General features: G+C 70.4%; 16 protein-coding genes. 7 read left to right on the plus strand and 9 right to left on the minus strand.

Going from position 1 to position 18,693, the window contains the following annotated elements; genetic code table 11:
* Nucleotides 1–20: 20 nt before the first annotated feature.
* From ACTWOL_RS28500 to ACTWOL_RS28530, 7 genes are all read left to right on the plus strand, one after another.
* The gene (locus tag ACTWOL_RS28500) at nt 21–920 is read left to right on the plus strand and encodes a dihydrodipicolinate synthase family protein (RefSeq protein WP_474299670.1); all 900 of its coding nucleotides are present in this window, start codon (nt 21–23) and stop codon (nt 918–920) included.
* A 168-nt stretch (nt 921–1,088) separates the two neighbouring features.
* Complete coding sequence (locus ACTWOL_RS28505) at nt 1,089–2,090, plus strand: proline racemase family protein (RefSeq protein WP_474299671.1); 1,002 nt, start codon at nt 1,089–1,091, stop codon at nt 2,088–2,090.
* Complete coding sequence (locus ACTWOL_RS28510; RefSeq protein ID WP_474299672.1) at nt 2,087–3,133, plus strand: proline racemase family protein; 1,047 nt, start codon at nt 2,087–2,089, stop codon at nt 3,131–3,133. Before ACTWOL_RS28505 ends, ACTWOL_RS28510 begins: the two co-directional genes overlap by 4 nt.
* A gap of 5 nt (nt 3,134–3,138) precedes the next feature.
* Nucleotides 3,139–4,101 (plus strand): ornithine cyclodeaminase family protein, encoded by a 963-nt coding sequence (locus ACTWOL_RS28515; protein ID WP_474299674.1) that lies wholly within the window; start codon nt 3,139–3,141, stop codon nt 4,099–4,101.
* Between the two features lie 40 nt (nt 4,102–4,141).
* Complete coding sequence (locus tag ACTWOL_RS28520) at nt 4,142–4,852, plus strand: GntR family transcriptional regulator (RefSeq protein WP_474299675.1); 711 nt, start codon at nt 4,142–4,144, stop codon at nt 4,850–4,852.
* A 297-nt stretch (nt 4,853–5,149) separates the two neighbouring features.
* Nucleotides 5,150–6,619, plus strand: coding sequence for an MFS transporter (locus ACTWOL_RS28525; RefSeq protein WP_474299676.1), 1,470 nt, complete (start codon nt 5,150–5,152; stop codon nt 6,617–6,619).
* 311 nt (nt 6,620–6,930) lie between these two features.
* Nucleotides 6,931–7,467 carry a hypothetical protein gene (locus ACTWOL_RS28530; RefSeq protein ID WP_474299677.1) on the plus strand — a complete coding sequence of 179 codons (537 nt, stop codon included), beginning with the start codon at nt 6,931–6,933 and terminating at the stop codon, nt 7,465–7,467.
* Nucleotides 7,468–7,620: 153 nt separating this feature from the next.
* Here ACTWOL_RS28530 and ACTWOL_RS28535 read toward each other — a convergent pair whose 3' ends face one another.
* The 9 genes from ACTWOL_RS28535 to ACTWOL_RS28575 form a co-directional block, all read right to left on the minus strand.
* Nucleotides 7,621–7,899, minus strand: coding sequence for a hypothetical protein (locus ACTWOL_RS28535; protein WP_474299678.1), 279 nt, complete (start codon nt 7,897–7,899; stop codon nt 7,621–7,623).
* Nucleotides 7,900–8,219: 320 nt separating this feature from the next.
* Nucleotides 8,220–8,627 carry a hypothetical protein gene (locus ACTWOL_RS28540; RefSeq protein ID WP_474299679.1) on the minus strand — a complete coding sequence of 136 codons (408 nt, stop codon included), beginning with the start codon at nt 8,625–8,627 and terminating at the stop codon, nt 8,220–8,222.
* 303 nt (nt 8,628–8,930) lie between these two features.
* Complete coding sequence (locus ACTWOL_RS28545; RefSeq protein ID WP_474299680.1) at nt 8,931–9,263, minus strand: hypothetical protein; 333 nt, start codon at nt 9,261–9,263, stop codon at nt 8,931–8,933.
* A gap of 3 nt (nt 9,264–9,266) precedes the next feature.
* Entirely contained in the window at nt 9,267–13,718 is a 4,452-nt protein-coding gene (locus ACTWOL_RS28550; RefSeq protein ID WP_474299681.1) for a DUF6531 domain-containing protein, read from the minus strand.
* Nucleotides 13,718–14,200, minus strand: coding sequence for a hypothetical protein (locus ACTWOL_RS28555; RefSeq protein WP_474299682.1), 483 nt, complete (start codon nt 14,198–14,200; stop codon nt 13,718–13,720). Before ACTWOL_RS28555 ends, ACTWOL_RS28550 begins: the two co-directional genes overlap by 1 nt.
* Nucleotides 14,187–14,642 carry an SseB family protein gene (locus ACTWOL_RS28560; protein WP_474299683.1) on the minus strand — a complete coding sequence of 152 codons (456 nt, stop codon included), beginning with the start codon at nt 14,640–14,642 and terminating at the stop codon, nt 14,187–14,189. The genes ACTWOL_RS28555 and ACTWOL_RS28560 overlap by 14 nt, the downstream gene beginning before the upstream one ends.
* Nucleotides 14,643–14,845: 203 nt before the next feature.
* Nucleotides 14,846–16,375 (minus strand): helix-turn-helix domain-containing protein, encoded by a 1,530-nt coding sequence (locus ACTWOL_RS28565; protein ID WP_474299684.1) that lies wholly within the window; start codon nt 16,373–16,375, stop codon nt 14,846–14,848.
* A gap of 123 nt (nt 16,376–16,498) precedes the next feature.
* Nucleotides 16,499–17,668, minus strand: coding sequence for a low temperature requirement protein A (locus tag ACTWOL_RS28570; protein ID WP_474299686.1), 1,170 nt, complete (start codon nt 17,666–17,668; stop codon nt 16,499–16,501).
* A gap of 105 nt (nt 17,669–17,773) precedes the next feature.
* Complete coding sequence (locus ACTWOL_RS28575; RefSeq protein WP_474299688.1) at nt 17,774–18,661, minus strand: winged helix-turn-helix transcriptional regulator; 888 nt, start codon at nt 18,659–18,661, stop codon at nt 17,774–17,776.
* Nucleotides 18,662–18,693: the final 32 nt, after the last annotated feature.

Consider the following 18,693-nt stretch of genomic DNA (forward strand, 5'->3'; position numbering starts at 1 on the left):
ATCGTACTTGAGGAGCTGACATGGCACTCGCACGTATCCGCCCCTGGCGCGGCATCATGGTCGCCACCGCCCTTCCCCTCCGCGACGACCACTCGGTCGACTACGACGCCTACGCCGACCATGTGGCCTGGCTCATCGACAACGGCTGCGACGGCGTCGTACCCAACGGCTCGCTCGGCGAGTACCAGACGCTCAGCGACGACGAACGCGCCCGTGTGGTCCGCACCGCCGTCGAGGCGGCGGGCGACGGAGACCGTGTGATGCCGGGCGTCGCGGCGTACGGCAGCGCCGAGGCGCGCCGCTGGGCCGACCAGGCCGCCGAAGCAGGCGCCGGATCGGTGCTCTTGCTGCCGCCCAGCGCCTACCGTGCCGACGAGGCGTCGGTGAGCGCCCACTACGCCGAGGTCGCCCGTTCCGGGCTGCCCATCGTCGCCTACAACAACCCGCACGACACCAAGGTCGACCTCACGCCCCCACTACTCGCCCGCCTCCACGGCGAGGGCTGCATCGTCGCGGTCAAGGAGTTCAGCGGTGATGTGCGGCGCGGCTACGAGATCGCCGAACTCGCCCCCGGGCTCGATCTGTTGATCGGCGCGGACGACGTCCTTCTCGAGCTGGCCCTGGCCGGCGCCGTCGGCTGGATCGCCGGATACCCCAACGCACTTCCGGAATCGTGCGTCGCCCTCTACCACGCCGCCGTCAGCGCGGACCTGGAGACCGCACTGCCCCTCTACAAGGCCCTGCACCCCCTGCTGCGCTGGGACTCCAAGACCGAGTTCGTCCAGGCCATCAAGGCGTCGATGGACCTCGTGGGCCGGCCGGGAGGCCCGACCCGCCCACCCCGTGCCCCCCTCGCGGCGGACCAGGAGACCGCCGTGCGCGCGGCCACCGAGAAGGCACTCGCGGAAGGGCTCCGGTAGCCCTGTCCGGTTCGTCATGTCCGGTTCGTCATGTCCGGTTCGTCATGTCCGGTTCGTCCTGTCAGGCAGCCCTGTCCGGCAATCCTGTACTGCCGGCCGTGAAGGCCCCCCGCGGCCGGGTCACCGGCCCGGGGCACCAGCCGCGCAGCAGAGCGAGAAGGTGATCTCATGCGCACGCGCCACGTGTTCCACGCCGTCGACTCACACACCGAAGGCATGCCCACCCGTGTCATCACCGGCGGTGCCGGTGTGATTCCCGGCGCCACCATGGCCGAACGCCGCACGCACTTCATCGAGCACCTCGACGAGATCCGCACCCTGCTCCTGTATGAGCCGCGCGGGCACTCCGCGATGAGCGGAGCGATTCTGCAGCCGTCGACCCGGCCGGATGCCGACTACGGTGTGCTGTTCATCGAGGTGTCGGGGCTGCTTCCGATGTGCGGTCACGGCACCATCGGCGTCGCCACGGTGCTCGTGGAGACCGGCATGGTGCAGGTCACCGAACCGATCACCACGGTCCGCCTCGACACCCCGGCCGGACTGGTGAGCGCGGAGGTGCGGGTCCAGGACGGTGCGGCCCTGTCCGTCACCCTCACCAACGTGCCGTCCTTCTGCCTCGCGCTCGACCGCAAGATCGAGGTACCGGGCCATGGCACGGTCACCTATGACATGGCATACGGCGGCAACTTCTACGCCATCGTCTCCCTGGACGCCCTCGGGCTCCCCTTCGACCGCGCGCGCAAGGACGAACTGCTCGCCGTCTCCCTCGCCCTCATGGACGCCATCAACAAAGCCGACCGCCCCGTCCACCCCGAGAACCCCCTCATCGGCGGCGTCAAGCACGTCTACCTCGCCGCCCCCGGTTCCGGTCCCGTCCGGTCCCGGCACGCCATGGCCATCCATCCCGGCTGGTTCGACCGCTCCCCGTGCGGCACGGGCACCAGTGCCCGGATGGCGCAGCTCCATGCCCGCGGTGAGCTGCCCATCGGCCGTGACTTCGTCAACGAGTCGTTCATCGGAACGGAGTTCACCGGCCGGCTGATCGGGGAGACCACCGTCGGCGCACTGCCCGCGGTCGTTCCCACCGTCACCGGCCGGGCCTGGATCACCGGCACCGCGCAGTACTTCCTCGATCCGTCCGACCCGTTCCCCGGAGGCTTCCTCCTGTGACCCCGCCGACCGCCCCGCCCCCCACGGCCGTCAGCGCCGTCGACTACCACGCCGCCGGCGAGCCGTTCCGTATCGTGGCCGACGGCCTGCCTCCCGTCCCCGGTGACAGCGTCGCCGAGCGATGCGCGAGCGCCATCGGCGACGGAGGCTCCGCCACCGCGCCACGCTCGGGGCCGCTCGACGACATCCGGCGTCTGCTTGTCCAGGAGCCGCGCGGTCACGCGGGCATGTACGGCGGCTTCGTCGTACCGCCCGACGACGACGGCGCTCACTTCGGCGTCCTGTTCTGGCACAAGGACGGCTACTCCACCGCCTGCGGCCACGGCACCCTCGCGCTCGGCGCCTGGGCCGTGGACAGCGGCCGCGTCGCCGCGCCCGACGACGGCTCCGTGCGGGTCGTCGTCGACGTTCCCTCGGGCCGTGTCACCGCGACGGTCCACCGGGAGCAGGGCCGCACCACCGCCGTCACCTTCCGCAACGTCCCCGCGCGGGTGACCGCCCGCAAGATCCCGGTGGCGACCAGCTTCGGCACGGCCGACGTCGATGTCGCGCACGCAGGCGCCTGCTACGTCTCGGTGCCCGCCGCCCAGCTCGGCCTCGACGCCGACCGTCCCTCGCTGCCCCGACTCGTACGCGCGGGGCGGGAGATCCGCGCCGCGCTGGCCGGACACCCCGCCACCTGGCACCCCGACAGCCCGCTGCTGTCGGGCGTCTACGGCGTGATCCTCTACGAAGAGCTGCCCGACACCCCCGCCGGACCCGCGCAGGCCAATGTGACCGTCTTCGCCGACGGCCAGATCGACCGCTCACCCTGCGGCTCCGGCACCTCGGCCCGACTCGCCCTGCTCGCCGAGGACGGCAGGCTCGGGCCGGGCGACACGCTGCACCACGAGTCGGTGGTCGGCACGGTCTTCACCGGTCGCGTCGTCTCATGTACGGACGGGGGGACGGTCACGGAGGTCACCGGAAGCGCCTACCGCACCGGCGAGCACACCTTCGTCCGCGACCCTTACGACCCGCTGCTCACTGGCTTCCTGCTGTGACCGCGGTGAGTACCGTCCCTGCAGCACCGCCCTTCCTCAGCGCCGACGACATCACCCGGCTGCTGCCGCCCGCCGCCGCCGCACAAGCGGTGGAGCAGGCCCTGCGAGACGGCCTGGACCCGGAGAGCTGCCCGCAGCGCACCGGCGTCGCCGTCCCGGCAGGGCAGCTGCTGGTGATGCCGGCAGTGGCGCGGGAGTACGCGGGCGTGAAGGTCGCCGGCGTCGCCCCGGCGAACCCGGAGCGCGGGCTGCCCCGGATCACCGGGAGCTATCTGCTGCTCGACGCCTCGACACTGGTCCCGCTCGCCCTGCTCGACGGGGCCGCGCTCACGGCGGTCCGTACTCCCGCGGTATCGGCCGTCGCCCTGCGGCACCTCGCGGTGGCCGACGCACACCACGCCGTGCTCTTCGGCGCGGGACCCCAGGCCTACGGCCACTTGGAGGCGGCAGCGGCACAGCGGCCCCTTGGCCGGGTCACGGTGGTCGCCCGCAGAACCGAGGCCGCGCGGCGGCTCGTGGCGTACGCCCGTGCGCGCGGTCTCGAGGCCCGCACCGGTGTCCCCCGGGATGTAGCGCATGCCGACCTCGTCATCTGCTGCACCACCGCACGCGAACCGCTCTTCGACGGACGGCTGGTGCCCGACCATGCCACCGTGGTCGCGGTCGGCTCGCACGAGCCGGACGCACGTGAGACCGACACGGCCCTGGTGCGCCGCTCGGCCGTGTACGCCGAATCGAGAGCGGCCGTATGGCGGGAGGCGGGGGACCTGGTCGTCCCGGAGACCGAAGGCGCCATCGGCAGGGACCACCTTGCGGGTACGCTCGCCGAGCTCGTCACCGGAGCCGTCACCGTGACCCCAGCCGGGCAGCCGAGGTTGTTCAAGAGCGTGGGCATGGCCTGGGAGGACCTCGTCGTCGCCGCGGTTGTCCACAGGGCATGGACCGGACAGTCCGGAGAGCAAACGTGACATTGTACGCTGGCTCCTCGCGGATTCACGGAGGCATGCCATGGGCGACCCGAAGCAGTTCACCCTGATCACGGCCCAGGAGAGGCTGCGCGACCAGGTCGCCCACGCATTGCGTGCCGCACTCGTCGCGGGCGAACTGCGGCCCGGCCACGTCTACTCCGCGCCCGGACTCGCCGCCGACTTCGGCATCTCCGCCACCCCCGTGCGCGAGGCCATGCTCGACCTCGCCCGCGAGGGCCTGGTCGAGCCGGTCCGCAACAAGGGCTTCCGGATCACCGAGGTCAGCGAACGCGACCTGGACCAGTACAGCGAACTCCGTGCGCTGATCGAGGTACCGACCGTCGGCAAAGTGACCCAGCTGGCCACCGTGGAGCAGCTGGAGGAGCTGCGCCCGGTGGCCGAGGAGATCGTGACGCACGCTCGGGAGCACGACCTCATAGGGTATCTGGACGCGGACCGCCGATTCCACCTCGGCCTGCTCGCACTCGCCGGCAACGACCGGCTGGTCGAGACGGTCGGAGATCTCCGCAAGCGCTCCCGGCTGTACGGGCTCACGAAGCTGGACGAAGCGGGTCGGCTGGTCACCTCCGCCGAGGAACACCACGAGCTGCTGGATCTGATGGTGGCCGGTGACGATGCGGGCGCCGAGGCGTGTATGGCCCGTCATCTCGGTCATGTCCGTTCTCTGTGGGCCGAGGCCAGGGACCAACCGGTGGAGCCGCGTCCGAAGCGCCGCCTCGGCAGCCGCTGACGTCTTCACCCGCGGAGCACACGCTCTCCCGGCCCCCACCCCACCCCGGCCCGCCCCCGCCCCTGCTCGCACCGGCCCGTCGCTCCCGGCCCAGGCCGATCGTGGACCGCCCCGGCCCGGCCCCCGCCGGGCTGGCGGCGTCTGCGGACGCGGACTACGGTCGAAGAGTGGGCTTAGTGCCGTGACCGGAACTGGCGGCCCACTGCCCCTCCCCGCCGAGGGCACAGCGCCATGACGAGCCCGCGACCCGCCCCGACACCGCGGACCACCGCCCCGGAGCGGGGTGATGGAAGCCCCGTGGCGCTGCTCGTCATCGCGTCCTGTCAGCTGATGGTGGTGCTCGACATCACCATCGTGAACATCGCGCTGCCCCACATCCAGACCTCGCTCGGCTTCTCCACGGCGAACCTCTCGTGGGTCGTCAGCGCGTACACCCTCACCTTCGGCGGCCTGCTGCTCCTCGGCGGACGGGCCGGAGACATCCTCGGCCGCCGCAGGGTCTTCGTCTGCGGGGTGGTGCTCTTCGCCGTCGCCTCGGCCGCGGCCGGACTCGCCGGGAGCGCCGCCGAACTGCTCGCCGCACGAGCCCTCCAGGGCATCGGTGGTGCCGTGGCGTCCCCGACCGCTCTCGCGCTGATCAGTACGACCTTCAGAGAGGGCCCCGAGCGCAACCGGGCTTTCGGCGTGTTCTCCGCCGTATCGGCGGGTGGTGGTGCCATCGGTCTGCTGGCGGGCGGTGTCCTCGTCGAATGGCTCGACTGGCGCTGGGTGTTCTTCGTCAATGTGCCGATCGGACTGCTCATCGTCTTCGCCGCCCCGCACTGGATCGCCGAGTCCGAGCGCCACCCCGGCACCTTCGACATCGCCGGCGCGCTCACGGCCACCGCGGGCATGGTGCTACTCGTCTACGGATTCATCCGGGCCGTACAACACGGCTGGCGGGACGGCCTCACCATCGCGTCGTTCGCCGGGGCGATCCTGTTCCTGGGCGTGTGCGTGCTCGTCGAGCGTCGCTCGGTACGGCCGATCATCCCCCTCCATCTGTTCGCCGACCGCAACCGGCGGGGGGCCTACGCGATGATGCTGAGCCTCGCCGCCGCGATGTTCGGCATGTTCTTCTTCCTCACCCTGTTCGTCCAGAACGTGCTCGAATTCAGCCCACTACAAGCGGGATTCGCCTTTCTGCCCGTCAGCGCGGTCATTGCGACGGGCGCGGCCACGGCCTCGCGACTTCTGCCCGGATTCGGGCCGAAGCCCTTCATGGCGACCGGTGCGCTCCTGGCGACGGCCGCCCTGATCTGGCTGATCCACATCGACCCCCATTCCACCTATCCGGGCAGTGTGCTCGGCCCGATGCTGGCCTTCGGCCTGGGAATGGGGCTGCTGTTCGTGCCGATCACGCTGACGGCCCTCTCCGGTGTCCCTTCCAGGGAGTCAGGCGCGGCTTCCGGCCTCCTCAGCACCCATCAGCAAGTGGGCGGCTCCCTCGGGTTGTCCCTCCTCATCACGGTGTACGGCACGGCCACCGGCAAGGAGGCGGAGCGGCAAGTGCCGGCGTTCCTCGCCAGGGCCACCCCGGCCGAGAGAATCCGCTTCGCGCGCACAGGTGCCCTTCCCACACCCTACGCGGACGCGATCCTCACAGCCGGTGCCACATCCGCCTTCGTCCTCGCCGCGGTCTTCACGGCCATCGCCCTGCTGATCGCCCTGCTGGTCATCCAGGTCAGTCCTTCGGACCTCGCGCGCCTCAACGGGGACAGCCCTTAGGGACCGAACAGGGGACGGCGACCCCGGCCCCGGGCACGATGCCTGGACCATTCGGGGCACTACCGTGCTCTCCCTGAGTGACGACCCGGAATATGTCACGGGTCCGCGCACTGCGGGCCGTGACATATTCGATGGCGGAAGAGGTCGCTCCGGGAGCCGGGCCGAAATGGCATCGCCACCTACTCAGCATGTGTTCTGAAGCCCTGCCGAATATCTACTCGGCGAATTCAGTGCCCACTTCGGCTGAATGACATGTAATGCCTACGCTTCGGTACGCCCGCGGCCTTGTGCTCATGGAGAGGAAAGCGCGAATGAAGAAGCTCACTTGGGCGGCCAGAAGCTTTGCGGCCGTGTCCGGAGCCCTGCTTACGGGCGCTCTCATCGCCCCGTCCGCGATGGCCGCGGACACCCCGGCAGAGGAAATGGCCGCCAGTATCGCGGCGCTGTCCGGGGGTGACTGGGGATACGGCGGCGGCGGCCGCGGGTGCAGCTCGGAGCGCGACATCGCCACCGTCGGCGTCGACGACAGCGACAGCCCTCTGTTCGGGACGCTGTTCAGCGGCACGACGAACCGCCAGGGAGAGGCATTCCTCAGCGACAGCCGGGACCCCGAGGACTGGTTCAGGCTCTCTCTGATCCCCGGCGCCCCGCGGTGCGCCGAGGACATCTCCCTGACGGTCAGTGAAGGCGACCCGGAGCCCGGCAACCTCCACATCACCGTGGTGGACAACAAGGGAGTGGTCCACGAGGCCGACTGCTCCGTGTCGAGCACGACGATCCTCGACGGCACGAACATCGCCTCGCTCTGCGGGCCCGGCTTCACCTCCAACCTGGGCACGCCGGTCTAGGTACATCGCCCCGGGACCGGCCGGGTGACGCCGGTCCCTTCCGAGGGAGCTTGAACGGGCGTGAGGGCCTTCCAGGTTCGGTTGGAGTGCGACAAGCACCGCCACCGAACGCACGGAAGGCCCTCACGCCCTGAGGCATTCCGGCACTCGTGTCTACGCCGGGGCCGGGCCCCGCTCCCGCAGTCTGCCGCTGCGTCGGTGGAAGAACCACGCCTGTCCGGCGGCCAGCATGATGTTGGCGCACGCCAGGGCCGTCCAGAGGCCCGGCAACCCGCCTGCGGCCGCGACGGGGATCGCCACCAGGGCGAGTGCCCCGTAATACACGGCGAAGACGGCAAGGCTCGGGACCGTGTCCTTGATGGCGATCAGACCGAAGCCGAGCACCGCCTGTACGGCGTCCGTGACGACCACAACGAGGACCAGCGGAAGCATCCCCGGTCACCATGTCGTGGGGCTTCGGGTCATGGGTGAACACCGAGACGACCGGGGACCGGAGCACGAAGGCGACCGCACCCAGAATCAGCACGGTCGCGAGTGCCACTCCGACTCCCGCCGTCACCCCGCTTCGCACCCCGCGGACGTCACGGCTCTTCACGAACGGTGCCAGCAGGGGGATCGGCGCCTGTCCGATCGCGATGGCGGCGGTGAAGATCACGTTCCCCGGCGTCCCAGACCGCTCCACGACCCGGCACCGCCCACCAGGACGAGCGAGAGCACCACGGCCGTCGCAGTGCCTGCGAGGCCCGCGCGCATCACCAGCCTCGACCGCCCGAGGCCCACGAGCGTGGACGTGGCCGAATTGCCGACGGCGGACACCAGCACACTGCAGGCGAGAAGTGCAGGCAGCGCGCCCAGTTGCTCGAGAGTGGTACCGGGGAGACCGGACGCCCGGCCGATGAACGGCAGTGCCGCCCCGGCGGCGGCGCCGAGCAGTCCGTGCTGATGCCGAGCCGGACGCCGTCGCGCACCACGGGAAGAAGGGCGTCGCGGTCGTCGTCCTTCGCCGCGACGAATGGCATCACGCCACGCATGGCCCCGGCGACGGCCGCGGTGGCCGGCGTGTAGATCGCCAGGGTGATGGCGAGGGCCGCGAGCGAGGTCGTGCCGTGTCTGCCGAGCACGGCGGTGTCCACCAGCGCACCGGCCGATGACGCGATCATGGTCACCTAGAGCGGAAGCGCCGCCACAACGATGCTCTTGACCGGACTCCGCAGTGCCTGCTGCGGCTTGCTCCGGTGTTCCGTCGTCTCCGTCATCCTCGCGCCGTCCCCCACTCCGGTGTGTACCGGGCATACCGGCTGTCTGTCGCGTATCCGCGGCGCGGGCCACCGGGGGCGGCGACGACCGGACGGACCCGGACCGACGGAACGGGGCACATCGTCGCCGCACGCCCCGCGGCGCCGTCGCCCGGGCCGAGCGCCGGCTCCCGCACACCGGGAGACCGAGCGCGGTTCACGACGCCGTCACGGCACCGTGAACCAGCAGACGTCACCCGAGTCGGGCAACCGCTCGTGCGACCGGACTTCCGCCGCGATCCGCTCCAGGACCCCGGCCTTCTCCATCCGCCACGGCACGAAGGGCTCTTGGTCCGACTCCGTCAGATCGCCCGCCCGCGCTCCGGCGTCGTACAGATCGCCGACGATCCGCAGGAGCAGCGCCAGCTGCTCCCGGAACGAGGCGCCGCGTCCGAGGAGGCTCCCCACGGACCCGCTGACGACCGAGAAACCGAGCCAGTCGTCGTGTGCGTACTGGACCAGATACTCGAGTTCGCGGCGGTATGCGTCCTGGTTCACCATGGCTCAGCTCCCGTGCTGCGGGATGTGGAATCGCTTCATGTCGAGGCCATCCACACCGTTGTAGTCGATGGTCGCTCCGCCGGACTTACTGAACGGGCGATACGTGACGGTCGCCTTGGGATCGTCCGACAGCTGCCACACTTCGATGTTGCCCTTCGGCGTGTTCTTGACCTCGGGCTCGCCGAGTTTGGCGTGCAGGTCCAGACGGATGCGTTCCAACTGCACGTCGTCGACCATGCGGACGCCGGGGCTGTCCTCCTCGCCCATCATCTTGCCGTCGCCGTCGACCGCCGTGGCACGCGCCGAATCATGCCGGGCCTGGTCGTCGGGATCGAGGCACTTCAGTCCTAGTGGGTCCAACCAGCCCAGGGGATTGGGTACGAAGGCATGGTGGTTGGGCGCGGCACTCAACCCGAGCGGGTCGGCCGAGACATAGGCGGCGACTTCGCTGTCGTAGTAGCGGAAGCAGTTGTAGTCCAGGCCGGTTTCCGAGTCGCGGTACTGGCCCGGGAAGCGGATGGGGCAGCCGGTTGCCGCCGAGCCGGGCGGGGCCGGGAGATCCGTGCCCCATACGGTGGTGCGGTGCTGCCAGGCGAGACGGCCGTCGGGAGTCACCAGCTCCGTCGGGGTGCCGACGACGTCCGTGACGATCGCGTGGAAACGGGCGTCGTCCTCCGCCCCGGCATGACCGTCGCTCTGGGCCAGGGGACGATGCGTACCCGGAGCGTGGTCCCAGGTGGTGAGGTGACCGTCGCTCGTACTTTCCTCGACCAGGCGCGTACCGTCCCAGGTGAAGGTGGTGCGGTCCACGACGTCGCCGTCGGCGCCGAGGCGCTGTTTGGCGGTGCGGCGGCCGAGGGGGTCGTAGATGTACTGCCAGTGCTCGCCGTCGGGCGTGGTGGCGGCGGTGAGACGGTCCTCGGCGTTCCAGGTGAAGGTCCATGTGCGCTGCTGGCCGTTCAGCAGCTTGCGGCTACGGCGGACGAGGCGGCCTTGGTCGTCGTGTCCGTACACCGTCCGCCCGGCGCGGCGGATCAGGGTTCCGCCGAACTCGCGTTCACCGGGGGAGGGATGGCCGGGAGCGGTGGCGTGCCCGACGTTGCCGACGCTGTCGTAGGCGTACCTCTCGCTCCAGCCGTGAGCGTGGACGGCCGTCACCCGTCCGGTCGTGTCGACGTCGAAGGTCCTTGCCCCGCCCGTCAGTTCACGGATCCCGGTGATGTGGTCGTCCGCCCGGTAGGCGTAGGTGCGGTGCTGGAGGAGGACCTGGTCGTCTCCCGGACGAGCGGTGAGCGACTGGACCGTCAGACGGTCGACGGCGTCCCACGTCTGTGTGAGGACAACCCCGTCGCCGACGGTGCGGGCGATCTCGCGACCGGCCGCGTCGTACGCGAACTCCAGCCGGTTGCCGCCGGTCGTCAGGCTGCTCGGGCGGCCTTCGGCGTCATAACTCCACTCGGACAGCGCGCCGCCTGGCGTGCGGCGTGACGTCCTGTGGCCCCGCGCGTCGTAGGTGTAGGTGCTGGTGCGGCCGTCGACCGACTCGGCGACGAGGCGGCCGGCGGCGTCGTACTCGCGTTGGACTTCGGCATCCGGGCCGGCGGCCCGGATCAAGCGGCCCACGGCGTCGTAGGCGCGGACCGTCTCGGTGCCGTCGTCAGTACGCGTGGACATGGTCCGGCCGAGGGCGTCCCGGTCGAAGCGGAGCGTCTCGCCCTCCCCGTTGGTCCGGGAGGCCAGTCGGCCGGCGGCATCGTAGGTGTACCCGAGGGACCGCCCGTTGAAGTCGGTCTCGCATATCAGACGTCCGGCTGGGTCGTACTCGTAGTTCCAGGTCAGGCCCTGGGGGTTGGTGACCTGCTTCAGCCGCAGCTCGGTGTCGTGGGCGAAGTCGTACTGTGCGCCGTCCGGATCGGTCCGGGTCGCGGGAAGGCCGAAGTGGGTGTGGGTGTGCCGCGTCGTGTTGCCGGCGAAGTCCGTGTGCTCGACGAGGTTGCCCTCGCCGTCCCACTGCCAGGTCTCGCGTGTGCCGTCCGGGCGTTGCCGCCAGGCCGGCTTGCCGTCGATGGTCCAGCCCTGCCGGGTGGTGCTGCCCAGCGGATCGGTCATGGCGGTGATGCGCCCGTGCGGGCCGCGTCGGACGGACGTGGTGTGGCCGAAGGGGTCGGTGACCGCCATCGGAAGGCCGGCCTCGTTGGCGGTGACGGTGGTCCTGTGGCCGAGCTCATCGGTGACGGTGCTGAGATGGCCGTGCACGTCGTAGGTGTAGTGGGTCCGGGCGCCAGCCGGGTCGGTGGCCGATGTGCGGTTGCCGCGCGCGTCATAGGTGTACCGCCACAGCGCGCCGTCCGGCTCCCGTACCTCCACCGGGAGGCCCAGGTCGTTGTACACGGCCGACCCCGTCGTGCCGTCGGGGCGCTCCACACGCAGGAGGTGACCGGCGCCGTCGTACGTGTAGCGGGTGGTGTTGCCGAGCGGGTCGGTCACGGCGAGACGCAGTCGGTTGGTCTCGTCCCATTCCGTGCGGGTGGTGTTGCCGAGCGGGTCGGTCTCGGCGACCACCTTGTACGCCTCGTTGCAGACGTACGTGGTCCGGTTGCCGAGGGAGTCGGTGTAGACGGTGGTGCGGGCGGCGTCGTCGTAGTGGAGTCGGCCGGTCATCATGTCGCCCGAGCCGACGGTCCGCAGAACGCGCCCGCGCCGGTCGTAGACATAGCCGAACGAGGTGCCGTTGCGGTCGGTCCATGCGGTGATGCGGTGTTCGCCGTCGTATGTGTAGCGCAGCGCCTCTCCCGTGGAGTTCACCACTTCGGTGAGGTCACCGGCCGTGTTGTAGCCGAAGGAGACGAGCGTCACCCCGCGTTCGCCGGTGCCGGTGCCGGTGCCGGTGCCGGGTCCGGTGTCCGTGCCGGTCCCTGTGCCGAGGAGCCGCAGGGCCGTGACGCGCAGCGCGGTCGGATCGGTGTCGACGGCGATGCGGTAGCCGCCGGAGTGGGTGATCTCCGCCGGATGCCCTTCGGGGCTGTACGCGATGGTGATGCGGTGTTCGTTGCGGTCGGTGACGGCGTGGAGGGCGAGTTCGGTCGCCCCGGTCACCGGCAGGGGAGCGAAGTGGAGGGTTCGTCCGCGCTCCGGCATCCGGATGGTCATGGAGCCGCCGGGCTTCCCGTCCCAGAGCAGTGGCCAGTGCGGGCCGCTGGCGGGAAGGGTCTCCACACCGGGGTGCGGTACGGGGTACCGCAGCAGCATGCCGTCGTCGGCGACGTAGACGATGCCCTCGGCGTCCATCTCCAGGCGCTGGTCGAGGGTGGCGGCCCAGGTACGGCCGAACCAGCCTCCGCAGGTGTGCCCGGAGACGTAGCTGCGTTCGAGGACCAGGGGCAGGGCTCCGGGCAGCGAGACGTCGGTGGCGGACATGACCATCTCGCCGGTTGCCACGTCGATCGGCTCGCCGGTGGTGCACCTCTCGTTGCCGCACTTGTCGTGCTTGCCCGGGTCCCCGTCCGCCCGTCCGCCGGCACTGCCGTCGCGGCTGAGTGCTTTCTGGCGGTGGGTCAGACGCTTGAGGGCGGCCCTGGCCGCGCTGCCGCCGCGCACCACCGCGCCGCCCCCGCCGCTGGCGAGGGCGAGCAGCACATCGGGGGTCAGCTGCCCTGCGGCGCGCCACGGGTTCCGCGACCACTCGTCCCAGTTGGCGACGGCCTTGGCGAACTCCTTCGGATTCTGCGCGGCGTAGGCGGCTCCGTCGGCCACTCCCGCGAGTTGCATGGCGAAGCCGTTGACGTCACCGTCGGTGAGCGGCTCGACGAGACCGAAGAGGCTGTCCACGCCGTCCGTGAAGCCCCCCCAGAGGTCGCCGGCGTTCTCCTTCGCCGCCGCCAGTCCCTTGGGTTTGTCCGGGGCGTCCTTGGCGCCCTTGCTCAGTTTGCGCTGGGAGTCGTCGACGACGGTCTGGAGCTCTTCGATGAGTTTGTCGAGCCGCCCGACGCACTTGGCCATGGCGGCCGCGCCCGGATCGTTCTCCGGCGGGCGCTCGGGCAGGGGATCGTCGCCGCGTTCGATGGCGTCGTTGTACGCCTCGACGTCCTTCCAGTGGCGCTTGGAGGCCGCCCGGGCATCGTCGGCGTCCTCGATGATCGGAATGCAGCGCTTGTGCACCGAGCGGAGCTTGTCCGCGTACGCGTCGAGGGCCGCGGCGGCGTCGAGGAAGTGCTTGTTGGCCGAGTCGAGCTCCTTGGGGAGCCGCTCGGTGGCCTGCTCGAAGGCGCTGGCGCCCTCGCCCGACCACTCCTTGAACTCCAGCACCTGGAGCTGGTCGCGGCCGTCGTCGAAGGCTCCGGCGTACGCGCGCAGTTCGATGACCAGGTCGTCGACCTTGTCCGGATCGCCGTAGATCAGGTCCTTGGGCGTGGAGCCGGCCGGTATCCGCTCCGGGGAGGGCCTGTCGTCCAGCACTACGCACTCACCTCGGTGGGGTCCGGGGGCCACTCCTCCTGCAGGAGCTTCTTCGGCGGGTCGAACGTGGGCCTGCCGACGTTCTCCCAGGCCCACTTGCCTGCGTCGCCGACGGGGAGCTTGGAGATGTTGTCCGGGGTGGGGGAGAAGTTCTCGACGTTGAGCAGGTCGGCGAGGATGTAGGCGGCGATCACCTCGTACAGCCGTGCCACCACCTCGTCGGCGTGGTCGGCGACCTGGCCCATGCCGAAGCCCCAGGCGGACAGGAAGCTCTTTCCTGAATCGAGGATCTCGAAGGTCGCGTTGCCCTGGAGGTGCGCGGCGAGTCTGTCCTTGTGGTCCTTGATGTTGCGTGCGGCGACGACCGACTCCTCCAGCGGGTCGATCATCTTCCGCACCGAGGCGATCTCGATCCTGTAGCCCTCGCCGGGCGCCGGAGCGTCTCCGCTCTGGCGGCCGTACATGGCGTCATGACTGGTCAACGCCTGATTCTCCCCCGTCGTCCTGCTGCCTGGGGCCATCGGTGGTTTCCGGCTCGCGCAGCGCCTCCACATCCAGCAGGAAAGGATGCTCGCCGAGCGGGTCGACCAGGGCCCGGATGCCGACGGGCAGGAGCTCGACGACGTCCGCGACGGTGGTGGACGCCCACGCACACGCGCCCGCGAAGTGCGCCAGACCCTCCACCGACGTGAACAGCGGCACCAGCGGGCCGGCCTCGGTCTCGGAGACCAGGAAGCCGGGCTGATCAGGGCGCTGGAAGTACAGGCGCGTCGCACGTGCGGCGACGAGCCTGTCCGCATCGGACATGCGCGCGGTCGCCTCCTGCCGCACCAGATCGGCAAGTGTCATCCGCCCGCCGGACCGCCCGGCACCGCCCCCACCCGCGTTCACGCCGCTCATGATCACATGTCGTGTATTGCTCAAGCAATTCCTGGACGGGACGGAGGGCGAGCGGGTCCGGCGAACGACGGTGGGGCCGTCCCGGCGGCGGGGCGTGGGCCGAGCCCGCCCGCCGGGACGGTCGCACGGGCCACGGCCCACCCTGTCCTGGCCCGTCAAGGACGGGAACAAGGACGGGAACAAGGACATGGTTCAGGAGGCGTGAAGCGGGAGGCATTACCCGCGGTTCAGATGTCCCGGAAGATCTCGATCTGCGCGCCCACCGAGTTGAGACGCTCCGCCAGATCCTCGTACCCCCGGTTGATGACATAGACGTTGCGCAGCACCGAAGTGCCCTCGGCCGCCATCATCGCCAGCAGTACGACCACGGCGGGCCGCAGGGCGGGAGGGCACATCATCTCGGCGGCGCGCCAGCGGGTCGGTCCCTCGACCAGGACGCGGTGCGGGTCGAGGAGCTGGAGGCGGCCGCCGAGGCGGTTGAGGTCGGTGAGGTAGATCGCACGGTTGTCGTAGACCCAGTCGTGGATGAGGGTCTGGCCCTGCGCGACAGCGGCGATGGCTGCGAAGAACGGCACGTTGTCGATGTTGAGGCCGGGGAACGGCATCGGGTGGATCTTGTCGATCGGCGCTTCCAGCTTCGACGGGCGCACCGTCAGGTCCACCAGCCTGGTACGGCCGTTGTCGGCGGTGTACTCGGCCGTGCGGTCGTGGTCGAGGCCCATCTCCTCCAGCACCGCGAGCTCGATCTCGAGGAACTCGATCGGCACCCGGCGGACCGTCAGCTGGGACTCGGTGACGACGGCCGCCGCGATCAGGCTCATCGCCTCGACCGGGTCCTCGGAGGGCGAGTAGTCGACGTCCATGTCGATGTCCGCCACGCCGTGCACGGTGAGTGTGGTGGTGCCGATGCCGTCGACGCGTACGCCGAGCGCCTCCAGGAAGAAGCACAGGTCCTGGACCATGTAGTTCGACGAGGCGTTGCGGATCACGGTGACGCCGGGGTGGCGGGCGGCCGCGAGCAGGGCGTTCTCGGTCACGGTGTCGCCGCGCTCGGTGAGCACGATCGGACGCTCGGGGCCGGTCGAACGCTCGACGACGGCGTGGTAGAGGCCCTCCGTGGCGGTGATGTCCAGTCCGAAGCGGCGCAGGGCGATCATATGGGGCTCGATCGTGCGGGTGCCGAGGTCGCAACCGCCCGCGTACGGGATCCGGAAGCGGTCCATACGGTGCAGCAGCGGTCCGAGGAACATGATGATCGAGCGGGTCCGGCGTGCCGCCTCGGCGTCGATGGCGTCCATGTCGAGCGTGGCGGGCGGGACGATCTCGAGGTCGGTGCCGCCGTTGATCCAACGGGTTCGGACACCGATGGAGTTGAGGACCTCCAGGAGCCGGTAGACCTCTTCGATGCGGGCGACCCGGCGCAGTACCGTGCGGCCCTTGTTGAGCAGCGAGGCGCACAGCAGTGCCACACAGGCGTTCTTGCTGGTCTTGACGTCGATGGCGCCGGAGAGCCGGCGCCCCCCGACGACGCGGAGATGCATGGGGCCGGCGTACCCGAGCGACACGATTTCGCTGTCGAGTGCCTCACCGATACGGGCGATCATCTCAAGGCTGATGTTCTGATTGCCGCGCTCGATGCGATTGACAGCGCTTTGGCTGGTGCCGAGTGCTTCGGCGAGCTGCGTCTGTGTCCAGCCACGGTGCTGCCTGGCGTCACGGATGAGCTTGCCGATGCGTACGAGGTAGTCGTCTGCCATAGAGGCAGGCTATCTCAGATATGAGATGAGCCGTCCAATGGGGTGGACCATGCGGGTGATCCCTGGTTTTGATGCTCCCTCACTGCATCAACTCGGGCAAAGGGTGCAATCCATTCGAGTGACTCACATCTTTCCTGCCGCGAGACGCCGGCGGGCCATCGTTCTCGCGTAGAGCAGATGGGCGATCGCCTCGGCCGCCAGGATCAGCACGACCAGCCAGGGCGCGAGATGGTGCCCGAAGAGCACGACCAGGACGGGGATGCCGACGCCCGGCACGGCCCAGGTGGCGACGCCCGTCACCGGCCGGCGGTAGCGCAGGGCGATGCAGGCATGGGTGAGGTGGTAGAGCGCCAGCCCGCCGGCCAGGGCGACGATCGCGCCCACGGGGAGATGGGCGTGACCGGCGTCGTCCACGGCCGTGGCGAGGCCGCCCGCCACGCAGATCACCGAGGCGGTCACGAAGAAGTGCAGGAATCCCGCGACGTCACGGGCGAGCAGAAAGGCCTCGCGTCCCCGGGCCGCTCCCAGCATCAGCTCCGCCGAGGCCGTCCCGTAGTCGAAGTACGACCACCAGAGCGCGGCGAGCAGTACGAAGCCCAGCAGCGCCGTGACGCCCGCCTGCGCCGTCCAGGTCTGGTCGGCCGAGGTGATCAGCGCGAGCACCGACTCGCCGAGCACGATGATCACGAACAGCCCGACCCGCTCCACGAGGTGTCCCGTGTGCAGCCGGCGCGCGATCTCGCTGCCGCGCGCGGTGAGCAGCAAGACCACCTCCGCGACGATGAGCAGCGCCCACATCGTGTACCGCCAGGGGCTCGGCACGAATGCGGAGGCCACCCACAGCACCCCGGACACGAGGCAGTAGGCGAGCGGCCGCCACTTCGGGACCCGCGTCGGCCCGGGCAGCCGGGTCGCCGGCCACCACAGCCCCAGCAGCACGAACCGGGTCCCGGCGTAACCGATCGCGTACGCGGGCCCCCGGTCTCCGGTCGCCTCGGGCACCGCCGCCGCCATCAGGGCGAGGCAGGCCATCGCCGAGAGCATCAGCAGCCGGCGGCGGGCGCTTTCGTCCGCGAAGACGTTGGCCGCGACGGTGAAGTTGATCCACATCCACCACGGCGGGAAGTAGAGCGCCAGGAAGACGCCGAAGTCCTGCGGGCTCGGGTTTCCGTGCAGGGAGTGGGACAGCTGTGCCGCGAAGGCGACGAAGACGAGGTCGAAGAAGAGCTCGAGCCAGTCCGCGTGCCGCTGCACCGGCGTCGCGCTTCCGGGGGCTTCGGATGTGGTGGTCACCGGCTCATTGTGCGAGAAGGGCCGGTGTGCTTCGAGGAGGTGGGTGGACAGCCTGGTCCCGGTGGGCTACGCGGCCCCTGTGCGAGCGGGGGAAGGGACGGGGCGTCACCGGGCCCCGGCCAGCGAGCCGACGAGCGCCAGGGCGTCGTCGACCGACCCCGCCGGGTCGTCGAGCGGGTACAGCACGCCGCGCACCCTTCGGGAGGAGTCGAGGACCAGGGTGAGCCGCTTGAGCCGGTCCACACCCGCTGCGCGGAAGGTGGGGAGCCGCAGTGTTCCGGCCAGTTGCAGCTCGGCGTCGGACAGGAGCGGGAACGCGATCCGCTCGTGCTCCGCGAAGGCGGCGAGCTGGTCGGGGCGCTGTGTGCTGACTCCGTGCACTGTCGCGCCCCGCTCCGCGAAGTCCGCCATCCGGTCGCGATACGTGCACGACTCCAGCGTGCAGCCGCGGGCGCCCGGGATCTCGCCCCAGCCCGGTGGGTAGTCGTGCCCGCCGGGTGCGTAGGCCCCGGGGAAGCAGTAAAGGACCGTCCAGGCCCGGTCCGTGGCCACCGGATCGACGGGTACGCCCCCGGGGCCGGTGAGCTCGAGCCCGGGGAGCCGTTGCCCCACCAGGGCGTGCACGCGCCGGGTCTCTGCGGAGTCGGTCGCGCTCGTGGCCGAGAGGGTGCCGTCGCCCATGACATGGCGGGCGCCCCAGTCCTGGAGGGCGACGAGGGCGGGGAGCAGGCCGCGTCCGGCCGGCGTCAGGTGGTACTCGTACCGGGGAGGGCGCGGGCTGTAGAGACGCTTCTCCAGCACCCCGTCCGCGACAAGGGCCTTCAGGCGCTCTGTCAGTACCTTGCGGCTGATGCCGAGCCCGTCCCGGAGCGCGTCGAACTGGTGCGTCCCGCCCGCGACGTCGCGGATGAGCAGCAGTGTCCATGGGTCCCCGACCACCGTCAGCGCCTGCGCGATCGCGCAGTCCGGGTCGCCGAGCTCTGTGTACCGCATGATCCATGAGTATAGTCAGTTCCCCAAAGAGA

It is taken from the genome of Micromonospora sp. IBHARD003, from assembly GCF_056106285.1.